This window comes from Mannheimia haemolytica (genome assembly GCF_004342115.1).
In the GTDB taxonomy this organism is placed as follows: domain Bacteria; phylum Pseudomonadota; class Gammaproteobacteria; order Enterobacterales; family Pasteurellaceae; genus Mannheimia; species Mannheimia haemolytica.
In genome coordinates this window covers 68,705-83,882 of sequence record NZ_SMAC01000002.1, presented here as the reverse complement: position 1 = coordinate 83,882, position 15,178 = coordinate 68,705, and the positions used below count along the sequence as shown (strand labels likewise).

The following is a 15,178-nucleotide window of genomic DNA, read 5'->3' as shown; positions in this document are numbered from 1 at the left end:
AACAAGATCATATTTGATATGGTATGTTTACTAGAAGTACCTCTGATTTCTTATTGTGAATGAGCCGAAAACAAGAGATAATATAACGTTTATTTTTAATGAGATGCTTTAACAAACGGTCAGATTTTCTCTGTTTTTTGCAAAATAAAATGCGTTTTTGACCGCTTGTATATTTAATTTTGTGGAATTTATGGTCGATTATATTCTGTTGGTCATCAGCACCGCCCTTATTAATAACTTTGTCTTAGTTAAATTTCTAGGGCTTTGTCCGTTTATGGGAGTGTCGAAAAAGGTGGAAACTGCTATTGGTATGGGGTTGGCGACAACCTTTGTGCTGACGGTTGCCTCGCTCTCTGCTTATTTGATGGAAACCTATTTGCTTGAGCCGTTAAACGCTCAATTTTTGCGTACCTTGGTGTTTATTTTAGTGATTGCGGTGATCGTGCAATTAACGGAAATGATTGTGCATAAAACCAGCCCGACACTTTATCGCTTGCTTGGGATCTATTTACCGCTGATTACCACCAACTGTGCCGTATTAGGGGTGGCATTATTAAACGTGAATTTAGCCAATAACTTGGTGGAATCTGTTCTTTATGGTTTTGGAGCCGCTGCCGGTTTCTCGCTGGTGTTAGTTTTATTTGCGGCTCTGCGTGAGCGTTTGGCTGCCGCTGATGTGCCTCGTCCGTTCCAAGGAGCATCAATTGCTCTGATTACCGCAGGCTTGATGTCGCTTGCCTTTATGGGCTTTACAGGATTGGTGAAACTCTAATGCTTGATTTGCCAATTATCGCTTATATTCTTATCGCTATTGCTGTGATCGCACTGATTTTCGGGGCGGTTTTAGGCTATTCCTCGATTAAACTGAAAGTTGAATCCGACCCGATTGTCGATCAAATTGATGCCCTTTTACCACAAAGCCAATGCGGTCAATGTGGCTACCCGGGCTGTAAGCCTTATGCTGAGGCGATTGCTAATGGTGATGTAATCACTAAATGTGTGCCGGGTGGACAACCTTTAGTGGTGAATCTTGCCGAATTGCTTGGGGTAGAAGTGCCGCCAATGGAAGGTATGGTAGAGCCTGAGATGAAAGTGGCTTTTGTGATTGAAGATCTCTGCATTGGCTGTACTAAGTGCATTCAGGCTTGCCCGGTTGATGCGATTATCGGCACGAATAAAGCAATGCACACCATTATTCCGGATCTTTGCACCGGCTGTGAACTTTGTGTCGCCCCTTGCCCGACCAACTGTATTGAAATGCGACCAATTAAACCGACAACCCAATCTTGGAACTGGAAATTTGACCAAGATTTAATTATTCCGATTGTGAATACCACTGAATTGCAGAGAAAATTAGTTACCGGCGGAGGCAAAAATGAGCAATCCTAATTTAGTGATTGAGCGAATCCGCCAAAATAAAGAAACGGGTAAACTGTGGGATTTCCCGGGCGGTATTCACCCGATGGAAAATAAATCCCAATCAAACAGCAAGCCAATTCGCACCTTAAATTTACCGAAGTTTTTCTATGTGCCACTGGTTCAACATTCTGGCTGGGCAGGGGAATTATTAGTCAAAGTCGGCGATGTGGTATTGAAAGGGCAGCCGCTCACGAAAGGCGATCACTTCCGTCAACTGCCCGTACACAGCCCAACCTCCGGGCGGGTGATTGGGATTGAGCCTTATGTTTCCGCTCACGCCTCAGGTTTGCCCGAAATAACGGTGATTATTGAAACCGATGGTAAAGATAAATGGGTGGAACGCCAGCCGATTGAGGATTTTTTAAGCCTAACAAGCGATCAAATTATCCAAAAAGTTTACCAATATGGCATTGCCGGTTTAGGCGGTGCGGTATTCCCAACCGCAACAAAATTAAGTTTGGCGGATAAACGCTGTAAATTACTGGTGATTAACGGGGCAGAATGTGAGCCTTACATCACCTGTGACGATCGCTTAATGCAAGATTTCACTGCGGATCTTATCGAAGGTATTCGCATTCTGCGTTATGTGCTTCGCCCGGAAGAAGTGGTGATTGCGATTGAAGACAACAAACCGCACGCTATTCAAGCTTTAGAAACCGCTTTAAAAGGCTCGAACGATATGTTTGTGCGGGCGATCCCGACTAAATATCCCTCCGGAGCTTCTGATCAGCTGATTCAAGTGTTGACCGGACTTGAGATTCCGGCTGGCAAACGCACTATTGAAATGGGCATTGTGATGCACAATGTCGGCACGGCGTTTGCGGTTAAACGGGCAATTATTGATGATGAACCTTTGATTGAACGGGTAGTGACGCTGACAGGCGATAAAATTCGCAACAAGGGGAACGTGTGGGCAAGATTAGGCACGCCAATTCAGCACTTGTTGGAGCAGGTAGATTATCAAGCCGATAAACGCTTTCCGGTGTTTTTAGGCGGACCGATGATGGGCTTTATTTTGCCTGCATTGCAAGCCCCGATTACCAAAACTGCGAACTGCTTGATTGCCCCTGATCATTTTGAATATGCACCACCTGAACCGGAGCGTAGTTGTATCCGCTGTTCAAGCTGTTCCGATGCTTGCCCGGTGGGGTTATTGCCACAGCAACTTTATTGGTTTGCCCGTGCAGAAGATCACGATAAATCGAAAGAATACCATTTAGATGCCTGCATTGAGTGTGGCGTTTGTGCTTACGTTTGCCCAAGCTACATTCCGTTAATCCAATATTTCCGCCAAGAAAAAGCAAAAATCGAGGAAATTGAGGAAAAAGCCCGCAAAGCGGAAGAGGCTAAAATCCGCTTTGAGGCGAGAGAAGCTCGCTTACAAAAAGAACGAGATGCCAGAACTGCTCGCATTAGCCAAGCGGCGGAAAAACGCCGTGAAGAAGTGGCAAATGCAGGTGGTGTTGATCCTGTAAAAGCGGCTCTTGAACGCCTGAAAGCGAAAAAAGCGGTTGAAACAGTCCAAGAAATACCGGCAGAAGTACAGGTAAAACCTAACGGCGAGCCTGATAACAGCGATTTAATGGCACAACGCAGAGCCAGACGTTTAGCCAAACAGGCAGAACAAGCGGTCGAAAAATCGGAAAATGTTACAAATGCCTTGATTGGGGCAAATAATGATTTGCCCCTACAATCAATGAACGAAACTGCATCGGATAAATCTGTAGGGGCGAATAACTATTCGCCCGAAGCAGAAAGCGAAGACCCACGCAAAGCCGCCGTTGCAGCAGCTATCGCTAGAGCTAAAGCGAAAAAACAAGCTCAACAAGCGGTCGAAAAACCGGAAGATATTGCCAATGCTGTGATTGGGGTAAATAATGATTTGCCCCTACAATCAATGAACGAAACTACATCGGATAAATCTGTAGGGGCGAATAACCATTCGCCCAAAACGGAAAGCGAAGACCCACGCAAAGCCGCCGTTGCGGCCGCCATCGCCAGAGCTAAAGCGAAAAAAGCCGCTCAGCAGGAGAAAAGCAACAATGTTTAGCGAGCTAATTCCGGCATTGCCGTGGTCGTTCCTGTTTATTCAGGACTTAATCGGCACTATCGTGTTTGCGATTTCGGGGGCAATTGCTGCCCGCCAGCACAAAATGGACATTTTCGGTATGTTTATTTTAGCGTTTGTGACCGGGGTCGGGGGCGGTACGCTAAGGGATATGATGATTGGCTCCACGCCGGTGTTTTGGATGAAACAACCGATCTATGTGCTGATGATTACCCTTGCAGTGGTGATTACCGCTATTTTCCGCAACCAAATTTCCCGCAAAAGTTGGCAAACCGGCTTGCTGGTGTTTGATGCCATCGGGCTTGGCGTATTTACCGTGATTGGCGTGCAAAAAGGCTTGGATTTCGGCTTGCACCCACTGATCTGTGTGGCTCTGGGCGGTGTGACAGGCTGTTTTGGTGGCTTAATCCGTGATATTTTACGCAACGAAGTGCCGATCATTTTGCAAAAAGAAGTGTATGTGACCGCCAGCCTTATCGGTGGTGTGATTTTTGTGGCTGCAAACTCAGTTGGGCTCGAAAGCGATTGGGTTTACCTTGCCACCGTGTTCACCGTAATTATTATCCGCCTGCTGGCAATACGCTTTAATTTGAATTTGCCGAGACTTTAATAAGCGGTCATTTTTTTGCAATTTTTTACTAAAAAGGTTTTATAGATGTTTAAAATGGTCAGTTCCCCCCACACTCATTCGAGCAATCTCACTGCGAATTTTATGCTGTGGGTGATTGCGATGATCTTACCTGCTTTTGGGGTTCAGCTTTATTATTTCGGCTATGGTGTGCTGATTCAAACGTTGCTTGCCGTTAGCCTTGCGATTGTGATTGAAATCGGGATTGCAAAATTACGCAAAAAAACAACCGCTTTCTATTTGGCTGACTTATCAGGTATTTTAACCGCCTTGATTTTGGCGATGTCGATTCCGCCTTATGCTCCTTATTGGCTTGTGTTGATTGGCGTGATTGTGGCGTTATTATTGGCAAAACACAGTTATGGTGGCTTGGGGCAGAATCTATTTAACCCGGCAATGGTTGGCTATGCGTTGTTGTTGGTTTCTTTCCCGGTGCAAATGACGGCGTGGATAGTGCCGATTGAGTTATTAAGTGAACCACCGACATTTCGTGATGCGATTTCGTTGATTTTTTACGGGGTAACTAGCGATGGTTTTAGTATTCATCAGCTAGTTAATAGTGTTGATGGCATTGCACAAGCTACCCCGCTTGATAGTATGAAAAGCAGCCTTGCAAAATCAGGTTTTGACGCGGTAATGAATACGCCGATTTTCAACGGGCTGTTTGCGACCGGTTGGCTACAACTGAACCTTGCGTTCTTATTCGGCGGTTTGGTGTTGATTTATAAACGGATTATCCATTGGCAAATTCCGGTAGCAATGTTGGCAACTTTTGCCTTTTTTAGTGGATTCACCGAGCTGTTTAGCCAACAATCGCACTTGCATTTTGTGAGCCATTTCTTTAGCGGTGCGATGATGTTCGGGGCATTTTTTATTGCGACCGACCCGGTAACAGCCTCCATTACCCCAAGAGGAAAACTGATTTTCGGTGGCTTGGTGGGATTATTGGTTTATCTAATCCGCTACTACGGAAATTACCCTGATGCGATTGCATTTTCAGTGTTATTGGCAAACATTTGCGTACCGTTAATCGACCATTATACGCAGCCGAGATTATACGGCACAAAATTGGATAACAGATAATGAACACCTCAAAAATTACCTTAAATTACGCCTTAATTTTAGGCTTTATTGCCTTGCTTTGCACCGCTGTTTCAACCGGTGTGTACCTGCTTACCAAAGGCAAGATTGATGATGTAACCGCAATGCAACAACGCAAATTATTGGAAGAGGTTGTGCCGAAAAGCCATTTTGATAATGATGTGTTGGCGACTTGCAAACTGGTTCAGCTCGAAAATGCCCCTTATTTGAACCGTATTTATGTTGCAAAAAAATCGGAAAATCTGACCGCTTACCTAGTTCAAGGAACGGCTCCGGACGGCTATTCCGGCGATATTGTGCTATTGATGGGGATTGAGCCGAACGGCAACATTTTAGGCGTTCGCACCCTTGAGCATAAAGAAACTCCGGGGCTGGGAGATAAAATTGAGACCCGAGTGTCGGATTGGATCTTATCTTTTACCAATCAACTTTTTAGTTTAGAAAACGAAGCGGATTGGAATGTAAAAAAAGATGGCGGCAAGTTCGACCAATTTACCGGTGCAACTATTACACCTCGTGCGGTGGTCAATCATATCCGCCAAAGTGCGAAATGGGTGGTGACAGAGCTGGCTCAAAACCCGACAATGTTTAATCAATTTAAAGCGTGCAAATAGGGGGAGAAATGGAAAGAGAACAACAAATCCCTGTGACGAATATTGACGTTGCCCCGAAACAATCCAGCGTTTGGAAAACGATTTTCGCTGATGGTGTGTGGAAAAATAATGGTGCTTTGGTGCAATTATTAGGGCTTTGCCCACTACTGGCGGTTTCAAACAGCGTAACCAATGCACTTGGACTAGGCTTGGCAACAATGTTTGTGCTAATTTGCACCAATATCACGGTTTCCCTGTTTCGGAAAATCACTCCACACGATATTCGGATTCCGATTTATGTGATGGTAATTGCAACGGTGGTAACGGCAGTACAGCTTTTAATGAATGCTTTTGCTTTCCCTGTTTACCAATCGCTCGGGATTTTTATTCCGCTGATTGTAACCAACTGTATCGTGATTGGACGAGCAGAAGCCTATGCCTCAAAAAATGAGGTCAAATTCTCGGCTTTTGACGGCTTTTCAATGGGGCTGGGAATGACTTTTAGCCTTGTGGTGCTAGGCGCGTTGCGTGAAATTATTGGCAACGGCACGCTGTTTTCAGGCTTAGATCTACTCCTTGGCGATTGGGCAAAAGCCCTACGCATTGATGTATTGCATATTGATTCAGGTTTACTACTGGCAATTTTACCCCCGGGGGCTTTTATTGGGCTTGGGGTGATATTGGCGGTGAAGAATATTATTGATAAGAGATGATGTGTTATGTCACTTTTCTTTGCTTGTGCAAAGAAAAGTAACCAAAAGAAAGCACACCCTGCTTTGTTGCTATCCTCACTTGGTTGAAATTTTCTTAACGAAAAATAACCCTGATGTTCGCTTCGCTCTCGCTCGAGTTATTTTCCTAAAAATTTCAAGTCGTTCGGGCAACTCAGAAAGGAACCCGATCCGACCATACAAGCGGTGATTTTTTTGAAAAATTTTGCAAAATGATGCTCTGCCGGGTTCCCTTCTGAACCGCCTGAGCGACTTTGAATTTGTAGGAAAAATTCCTTGTTTGAGCAGCGAAGCGGCGAGTTTGGAATTTTTTCGTTAAGCAAATTCAAATCAAGCGAAGATAGCGGTGAAGTAGGGTTGCCTTTCTTTGGTTACTTTCTTTGGCGAAGCAAAGAAAGTGACAAATAATGAGGAATTATAGAATGACACGAATTACCGCCCAAGACGGCTATACGCACAAATTCCTATGGTCTTTTCTACACCCGAAATATTGGGGCGTATGGTTAGGTGTATTAGGATTAGTGATTTTAGCCTATGTGCCGGTGCGAATTAGGGATAAATTATCCGCTTTTGTGGGTAAGATGGCGTATCGCTATCTCAAGCAGAAAAATAAAAAAGGCTACCACCGTGCTAAAGTGAATTTGCGTTACTGTTTTCCCGATTGGAGTGAGAAAAAGCGTGAAGAAGTGGTCGAGAAAATGTTTATCACGGTAGCACAAACCATGTTGGCGATTGGCGAAACTGCAATCCGCCCGGCCTCTTATTTACAAAAACGGTGTGAATTTACCGGATTTGAAAATGTGGTGAAAGCCAAAGAGAGCGGTAAAAACGTGATTATGTTAGTGCCACATACTTGGTCGATTGATATGGCGGGGGTGGCGATGTTCTCGCTCGGTTATCCGATGACATCAATGTACAATCCACACCGTAATGCGTTGGTGGACTGGCTGTGGAATATTACCCGTGAGCGTTTAGGTGGGCGAATGCACACTCGTCAAAATGGGATTAAAGCGTTTTTAGCCGATGTGCGTAAAGGTGATGTCGGTTATTTTCTGCCCGATGAAGATTTCGGCGAAGAGCTAAGTGTGTATGCCGACTTTTTTGCCACCGAAAAAGCCACTTTGCCGGGCTTAAATAAAATGGCAAGAGTGGCAAATGCGGAAGTGATCCCAATGTTCTCGATTTATAATGCGGAAAAAGCAAAATATGAAATGGAAATTTTGCCACCGCTTGAATTTTCAGGAGACCCAATTCAATCCGCCCGAGAAATGAACCGAGTAATTGAATATTTTGTGGAGAAAAACCCCGAGCAGTATGTTTGGATTTTACGTTTGCTTAAAACCAGACGAAACAGGGAAGATATTTATCTATAATATAGGGAAAAGGAAACTGAAAAGTAAGCTGTACTATCAAACGTAAGGTTATCAATTTCTCCTTGAAATTTCTGCTGTTTTTCTATAGAGTTTTCCAGTTATTTTTTTATTACACGTAGGTCAAACAATGAACCAATTAGATTTAATTAAATCTTCTATCAAATCCATTCCAGATTATCCGAAAGCAGGGATTATCTTCCGTGATATCACTTCACTTTTAGAAGTGCCAACTGCATTCCAAGCCACCATTGATGCCATCGTTGCAGAATTTAAAGACAAAGGTATTACTAAAATTGTCGGCACAGAATCTCGCGGGTTTATTTTTGGTGCCCCTGTTGCATTAGCGTTAGGCGTGCCTTTTGTGTTGGTTCGTAAACCGAAAAAATTACCACGTGAAGTGATTTCGCAATCTTACACGCTTGAATATGGTGAAGACACGCTAGAAATTCATAAAGACGCAGTGAGTGCTAATGATAATGTATTGGTCATCGACGATTTACTCGCAACCGGTGGTACTATTGATGCAACTGCAAAACTAATTCGTCGCTTAGGTGGTAACGTAGAACACGCTGCCTTTGTGATTTGGCTGCCTGAGTTAGGTGGTAAAGAGCGTTTGGAAAAAGAAGGGATTAAATCCTTTAGCCTAGTCAGCTTTGAAGGTCATTAATGGGGAACAAGCGGTGGCTTTTTGCTAAAATTTTGCAAAATTTTTCGGAAAGATGACCGCTTGTGATTTCCAAATTGAATAGAAAAATCAATGAGTTATCAAGTTTTAGCCCGTAAATGGAGACCGCAACGCTTCTCGGAAGTAGTTGGTCAGCAACACGTTTTATCTGCTCTTGAAAACAGCTTAAGAGAAGATAGACTGCACCACGCTTACCTGTTTTCAGGCACTCGTGGTGTGGGTAAAACCTCTATTGCCCGTTTATTCGCCAAAGGCTTAAACTGTGTAAACGGGATCACCGCCGAGCCTTGCGGTGAATGTGCGAATTGTAAAGCGATTGAAGAAGGGCATTTTATCGATCTCATTGAAATTGATGCTGCTTCTCGTACTAAAGTGGAAGACACCCGTGAGCTACTTGATAACGTTCAATACAAACCCACCGTTGGGCGTTTTAAGGTTTATTTAATTGACGAAGTGCATATGCTCTCTCGTCATAGTTTCAACGCCTTACTAAAAACCCTTGAAGAGCCGCCTGAATATGTCAAATTCTTGCTGGCTACCACTGATCCGCAAAAACTGCCGATTACGATCCTCTCTCGCTGTATGCAATTTCATCTGCGGGCATTAGAGCAATCGCAAATTGCCCGTCATCTTGAATTTATTCTAAATGCAGAGAACATTCCGTTTGAGCCTTTGGCACTAGAAAAGTTGGCAAAAGCAGCACAAGGTAGTATCCGAGACTCTCTCAGCCTCACCGATCAAGCCATTGCAATGAGTAATGCCAATATTACGCTTGCGATAGTCAGCCAAATGCTAGGGTTGATTGACGATAATCAACCACTAGAATTAGTGCAAGCAACCGCCCAAGCCGACGGTGAAAAAGCAATGGCGATCATCGAGCAAATTGCAGCGAAAGGCGTTGATTGGCAACAATTATTAAGCGATGTGGCAGAAGTGTTACACAAAATTGCAATGTTGCAATTAGTGAAAACACCTACAACCGAAGAAACATTAGTGCATTTTCTGGCAAAACAAATTCCGCCCGAAGACGTGCAATTTTTCTATCAATTAATCCTCAACAGTAAAAAAGAGTTGCCTTTTGCACCGGAGCAACGTGCCGGTGTTGAAATGGCGATTTTGCGTGCGTTGGCTTTCCACCCTAAACAGGCAGAAAAAATAGCAACAGTTGCAGTGGAAAAGGTTACACAACCAAACCATTCGGTTTCAGCGGTTACGACAGCAAAACCACAAAATCAAATTAGCCAGCTAAGAGAAAATTTTGAGCAAAATCAGCAAAAAACGGTTACTGTTGCCAATACTACCACAGCGGTTGAAAGCATTGCTCAACCGCCACAGGCAGTAGATACCGCTATTTCGCCGTCTGCTCCTGCGACTCTTTCACCGGCAATGGCAGCCCTCGAAGCCCGCAAAAAGCTACAAGCACAGCAGGCAAATTTAGCTCAAACCGAAAAAAAAAAGCCTGAGCTAAAAGCCCCTCAAGTTATTGCAAAAAAATCGGCAAATCAGACCGCTTCATTGCAAGAGCGGTTTATCAGCTTGGCGGAAAATCAGCACAAAGCCGTACTGCAAGTTTCAAAGAAAACCGAATCCGCCCCTAAAAGTGTGGAAGATGAAGATTATCGCTGGACGTGGCTCAATCCTGAATTAGAAAATCAAGCAGACAGTGCCAAACCTTCTGATATTAAACAAGCGATTTTGCAAGAACGCACCCCTGAATTAGTGGCAAAAACCATTCATTTATCTTGTCAGCAGGATAAATGGTGTGACATCGCCAACTCACTCAATTTAGGCGGATTTTCCCGTCAGATCGCCTTAAATAGCTATTTAGCGGAACAAAATGAACAGCACCTCGCATTGGTGTTAAAGCCGAATATGGCTCACTTAGATAATCCGGAATCACGTAAAAATTTAGAAGCTGCCCTTGCCAAAAAAGGCTATTCATACGAATTGACCATTGGTGACAATAGCGAACAGCAAACTCCGCTTGAAATTCGGCGAGCCATTTTCAAACAATTAACTGAGGCAGCAAAATCAGCTCTGCTTAACGATGAAAAATTAATGTTACTTCGCAACGCTTTTGATGCACAAATTGATGAATCGACCATTCGAGCGGTGGCGGAAACTGAGTAAAACAAATGAAAGCATTAGAATTAATTGATTTGGTAAAAACCTACCCAACAGGTGTAAAAGCCGTTAAAGGCATTAATCTTGTGGTCGAGCAAGGTGATTTCTATGCCCTACTTGGGCATAACGGGGCAGGTAAATCTACTACTATTGGCATTATCAGCTCACTGGTAAATAAAACCAGCGGCAGCGTGAAAGTGTTTGGCTATGATTTAGACACCCAAAAAGTCGAATTAAAGCATCAAATCGGCTTAGTGCCACAAGAGTTTAATTTCAATCAGTTTGAAAAAGTGATTGATGTGCTAGTGCAACAAGCCGGGTTTTACGGCATTCCTCGCAGTGAAGCCTTAGTACGTGCCGAAAAGTGGCTGAAATTGCTCGACCTATGGGAAAAACGCACCCACCTCACCCGTGAGCTTTCTGGTGGAATGAAACGTCGGGTGATGATTGCCCGAGCCTTAATGCACAATCCAAAACTACTGATTTTAGATGAACCTACCGCAGGGGTGGATATTGAACTCCGCCGCTCATTGTGGGATTTCTTGCGGGATCTAAACAATCAAGGCACAACTATTATTCTCACTACCCACTATTTAGAAGAGGCGGAAACCCTATGCCGTCACATCGGCATTATTCAACACGGCGAATTAATTGAAAACACCTCAATGAAAGCCTTGCTTGCCAAATTGGAAAGTGAGGTATTTGTGTTAGATTTGCAAAATTCTGAGCAAAATCAACCGCTTGTGATTCAAAATTACCCGCATAAATGGCTTGATGAAAACACCCTTGAAGTGAATGTAAAACGCCAGCAAGGGCTAACCAATCTGTTTTCGCAAATTTCCGCCCAAGGGGCTGAGGTGCTAAGTATGCGAAACAAATCAAACCGCTTGGAAGAACTATTTATCAATATGGCTCAGTAAAATGAATTTAATCGGATTTTATACCTTAGCTTACAAAGAGTGCCGCCGCATTTTGCGGATTTGGCGACAAACTTTAGTGCCACCGGTGATTACTACCACGCTCTATTTTTTAATCTTCGGCACGCTGATTGGTGGGCGAATCGGGGAAATGAATGGCGTGGGTTACACCCAATTTATTGCACCCGGCTTAATTATGATGACCGCCATCACCGCCTCTTATGTGAATACCGCCTCTTCATTTTTCTTGAGTAAATTTACCCGAGATTTTGAAGAGATGCTGATTTCGCCACTCTCTACCCATAATATTATTTGGGGTTATGTCACCGGCAGTATTTTGCGTGCAGGTTTAGCCGCAACCTTAGTAATGTGCGTGGCAATGGTGTTTGTCTCGTTTGAAATCTACTCGGTTGCGATTATCGTCTTAACCCTGTTGCTGACAATCATTGCCTTTGCGTTAGGTGGCGTAATTAATGCGGTGTTCGCCCGCTCCTTTGATGATGTGGGGCTGATTCCAACCTTTGTGCTTACTCCCTTAACTTACTTAGGCGGCGTATTTTACTCTATTTCATTACTGCCTGAATTTTGGCAAACGGTGTCTAAATTCAACCCGATCGTTTATATGATTAACGGCTTAAGATATGGCTTTCTCGGTATCAGCGATGTGCCGTTAGGTTATACTTTTGCAGTGCTTACTTCACTTTGCATCGGCTTGTATATTATTGCCTATTCCTTAATTCAACGAGGGGTTGGGCTGCGTTCTTAACTAATTGTGAGGTTATGAAAATGAAAGCATTAAAAAAACTAGCAATTACAATGGCATTAACGTTATCAGGCACAGCCTTTTCACAAGAGATTACCGTGTTTGCTGCCGCTTCAATGACAAATGTGTTACAAGATATTCAGCAGGATTTTGAAAAAGCCTATCCACAGGATAAAATCACGTTCTCCTTCGCTTCATCATCGGTATTAGCAAAGCAGATTGAGCAAGATGCACCGGCAGATATTTTTATTTCCGCCGACCAAAAGTGGATGGATTATGTTGCCGAAAAACAACCTGAGAAGGTTAAATATCGCCGCAATTTAGTCAGAAACGAGTTAGTATTAATTGCACCAACCGAGAGCAACATCGAGCCAAAAGCGATACAAGCGGTCGATTTTGCCAAAGAATTAGCAAACAGCTATTTATCGGTGGGAGACCCAAACCACGTTCCTGCCGGCAAATATGCCAAAAAAGCTCTTAGCCATTACCAATTATGGGGAAGTGTTGAACCTCGTTTAGCGAGGGCAAAAAATGTACGAGATGCCCTTTCTTTTGTCGAGCGAGGCGAATCCCCGCTTGGGATTGTCTATTCCACCGACGCCAAAGTGTCGAATAAAGTCAAAGTGGTTTCCGTTTTCCCACCGGAAAGCTACGGCGAAATTGTTTACCCTGCTGCGGCAGTAAGTGAAAAAGCCTCTGCCGCCACATTTTTAGATTTCCTCAAAACTCCGAAAGCAAAAGCGAAATTTGAAGCAGCAGGGTTTTATCCTGTAAATTAAATTTACTCTCTCCCCTTGTGGGACAAACGCTTGCGTTTGAACGTTGGCTTTTCCAACGGCTCTGTAGGAGCGAGCGAAGCGAGTATCGAGACAGAAAAATATGTCGTTCAGACATATTTTTCAGAGAGAGGGCAAATAGCGTTTAAGATATTCCCCCTCTCCCTGATTTTTCTTCTGAACGAAGAAAAATCTATCCCTCTCCCACAAGGGGCGAGGGTAAGCTTATAACCGAATAGTTTTAGATTATGCTTAATTTCACCCCACAAGAACTCAATGCGATTGTTTTAAGCCTAAAAGTTGCCTCCATTGCCGTAGTGCTTGCATTACCGCTTGCGGTGTGGGTGGCGTGGCTGCTTGCCCGCAAACAGTTTTGGGGCAAAAATCTACTCAATGGTATTGTGCATCTCCCTCTGGTTTTACCGCCGGTTGTCATTGGCTATTTGTTACTGATCTCGATGGCAAAACGAGGGGTAATCGGGCAATATTTGTGGGAATGGTTTCATTTCAGCTTGAGTTTTTCGTGGAAAGGGGCTGTGCTTGCCTCAATGGTGATGGCGTTTCCGCTGATGGTGCGTTCTATCCGTTTAGCTTTTGAAGCCGTCGATCCTAAATTGGAGCAAGCCGCCAGAACGCTTGGGGCGACACCGTTAAAAGTATTTTTCACGCTCACCTTACCGCTCTCTTTTTCAGGCATTATTGCCGGTGGCGTGCTGGGTTTTGCCCGCTCTTTGGGGGAGTTTGGGGCAACCATCACCTTTGTCTCCAACATTCCCAACCAAACCCAAACCATTCCTGCCGCCCTTTTCACCTTTATTGAAACCCCCGATGGCGAAATGGCTGCCGCCCGTTTGTGCTTGGTGGCGATTCTGATTTCACTCATTGCCCTATTCTGTTCGGAATGGCTGGCAGAAAGGCAAAAACGCTATGCTCAAACTTAAACTTCTTCAGCAACTCGGCAATCTGACGCTCAATGTCAATCTCGATTTGCCGAATAAAGGAATCACCGCTATTTTCGGGCGTTCCGGTGCCGGTAAATCCAGCCTGATTAATTTAATTGCGGGGCTTTCAACCGCTCAAGCCGGCTTTATCGAATTAAACGGTCAGGTGCTGTTTGACAGCCAAAACGGCATCAATTTACCACCTGAAAAACGCAACATTGGCTATGTGTTTCAAGAGCATCGCCTTTTCCCTCATTATTCGGTGGAAAAAAACTTAAAATATGGCTACAAGCGGTCGGATTCTGCGGATTTTTTGCAAATTGTGGAACTGTTAGGCATTGCCCCTTTGCTTAATCGCTATCCGGCAAGCCTTTCCGGTGGCGAAAAACAACGTGTGGCGATTGGGCGGGCGTTATTAAGCTCACCGAATATTTTGCTGATGGACGAACCATTATCTGCCCTCGATCTCCCTCGTAAGCAAGAGCTACTGGACTATTTAGATAAATTATCCGCTCGGCTTGAAATACCGATTCTGTATGTCAGCCACAGTTTAGAGGAAGTAGTTCGATTGGCAGATCATCTTGTGCTGTTGGAAAACGGCAAAGTAACCGCATTTGATACCCTTTCAGCGGTTTGGCACAGCTCGGCATTTTCCGCTTGGCAGCCAAATCATCAGCGAATTAGCCTGCTTGAATTACCGGTGGAAGAAACACTTCCCCACTATAATATGCTTGGCTTGAGCTTGAACGCACAGCGATTATGGGTGAAGCAATTCCCTCGCCATCAAATAGGCGAGAAGCTAAGGGTGACTATTGCCAGCAAAGAGGTTTCGATCAGCTTACAAAAACCGACTCAAAGCTCAATTCGTAATGTGTTAAAAGGCAATGTTTGGAAAATTGAAACGCATTTGGAGCGGGTTGATTTAGCAATTCAAGTCGAAAATCAGCAAATTTGGAGTACGATCAGCCTTTGGTCTTTTAATGAATTAGCAATCCAACCGGGGCAAGAGGTCTATCTTCAAATCAAAAGTGTTTCTTTATAGGCTTGCAAATTTACGCT

Annotated in this window: 15 protein-coding genes; all 15 read left to right on the top strand. The window is 44.1% G+C overall.

The window, feature by feature from the left end; translation table 11 throughout:
* The first annotated feature begins 190 nt into the window (after window positions 1–190).
* The 15 genes from rsxA (at window position 191) to modC (ending at window position 15,161) form a co-directional block, all read left to right on the top strand.
* A complete protein-coding gene (gene rsxA, locus EDC41_RS01135) occupies window positions 191–772 on the top strand; it encodes an electron transport complex subunit RsxA (RefSeq protein ID WP_006249079.1) in 582 nt (193 codons plus the stop codon).
* Window positions 772–1,389: an electron transport complex subunit RsxB gene (gene rsxB / locus EDC41_RS01130; RefSeq protein ID WP_006251908.1), complete on the top strand. Its 618-nt coding sequence runs from the start codon at window positions 772–774 to the stop codon at window positions 1,387–1,389. Before rsxA ends, rsxB begins: the two co-directional genes overlap by 1 nt.
* A complete protein-coding gene (rsxC, locus tag EDC41_RS01125; protein ID WP_115262448.1) occupies window positions 1,376–3,469 on the top strand; it encodes an electron transport complex subunit RsxC in 2,094 nt (697 codons plus the stop codon). The genes rsxB and rsxC overlap by 14 nt, the downstream gene beginning before the upstream one ends.
* Complete coding sequence (locus EDC41_RS01120; RefSeq protein ID WP_006249082.1) at window positions 3,462–4,097, top strand: trimeric intracellular cation channel family protein; 636 nt, start codon at window positions 3,462–3,464, stop codon at window positions 4,095–4,097. The genes rsxC and EDC41_RS01120 overlap by 8 nt, the downstream gene beginning before the upstream one ends.
* A gap of 45 nt (window positions 4,098–4,142) precedes the next feature.
* On the top strand, window positions 4,143–5,198 hold the full coding sequence (gene rsxD, locus EDC41_RS01115; RefSeq protein ID WP_006251909.1) for an electron transport complex subunit RsxD: 1,056 nt from the start codon (window positions 4,143–4,145) through the stop codon (window positions 5,196–5,198).
* Window positions 5,198–5,830, top strand: coding sequence for an electron transport complex subunit RsxG (gene rsxG, locus EDC41_RS01110; protein ID WP_006249084.1), 633 nt, complete (start codon window positions 5,198–5,200; stop codon window positions 5,828–5,830). The genes rsxD and rsxG overlap by 1 nt, the downstream gene beginning before the upstream one ends.
* 8 nt (window positions 5,831–5,838) lie before the next feature.
* Window positions 5,839–6,522 (top strand): electron transport complex subunit E, encoded by a 684-nt coding sequence (locus EDC41_RS01105; RefSeq protein WP_006249085.1) that lies wholly within the window; start codon window positions 5,839–5,841, stop codon window positions 6,520–6,522.
* A 440-nt stretch (window positions 6,523–6,962) separates the two neighbouring features.
* Window positions 6,963–7,913, top strand: coding sequence for a lauroyl-Kdo(2)-lipid IV(A) myristoyltransferase (gene lpxM / locus EDC41_RS01095; protein ID WP_006249087.1), 951 nt, complete (start codon window positions 6,963–6,965; stop codon window positions 7,911–7,913).
* 127 nt (window positions 7,914–8,040) lie between these two features.
* Complete coding sequence (gene apt / locus EDC41_RS01090; protein WP_006250994.1) at window positions 8,041–8,580, top strand: adenine phosphoribosyltransferase; 540 nt, start codon at window positions 8,041–8,043, stop codon at window positions 8,578–8,580.
* A gap of 90 nt (window positions 8,581–8,670) precedes the next feature.
* On the top strand, window positions 8,671–10,728 hold the full coding sequence (gene dnaX / locus EDC41_RS01085; protein WP_061888590.1) for a DNA polymerase III subunit gamma/tau: 2,058 nt from the start codon (window positions 8,671–8,673) through the stop codon (window positions 10,726–10,728).
* Between the two features lie 5 nt (window positions 10,729–10,733).
* On the top strand, window positions 10,734–11,642 hold the full coding sequence (locus EDC41_RS01080; RefSeq protein ID WP_006249090.1) for an ABC transporter ATP-binding protein: 909 nt from the start codon (window positions 10,734–10,736) through the stop codon (window positions 11,640–11,642).
* Window position 11,643: 1 nt separating this feature from the next.
* Window positions 11,644–12,405 carry an ABC transporter permease gene (locus EDC41_RS01075; RefSeq protein ID WP_006249091.1) on the top strand — a complete coding sequence of 254 codons (762 nt, stop codon included), beginning with the start codon at window positions 11,644–11,646 and terminating at the stop codon, window positions 12,403–12,405.
* Between the two features lie 20 nt (window positions 12,406–12,425).
* Window positions 12,426–13,181, top strand: a complete 756-nt coding sequence (gene modA / locus EDC41_RS01070; RefSeq protein ID WP_020831148.1) for a molybdate ABC transporter substrate-binding protein — start codon at window positions 12,426–12,428, stop codon at window positions 13,179–13,181.
* A 245-nt stretch (window positions 13,182–13,426) separates the two neighbouring features.
* The gene (modB, locus tag EDC41_RS01060) at window positions 13,427–14,119 is read left to right on the top strand and encodes a molybdate ABC transporter permease subunit (RefSeq protein ID WP_006250997.1); all 693 of its coding nucleotides are present in this window, start codon (window positions 13,427–13,429) and stop codon (window positions 14,117–14,119) included.
* Window positions 14,106–15,161 (top strand): molybdenum ABC transporter ATP-binding protein ModC, encoded by a 1,056-nt coding sequence (gene modC / locus EDC41_RS01055; RefSeq protein ID WP_006250998.1) that lies wholly within the window; start codon window positions 14,106–14,108, stop codon window positions 15,159–15,161. Before modB ends, modC begins: the two co-directional genes overlap by 14 nt.
* Window positions 15,162–15,178 lie beyond the last annotated feature (17 nt).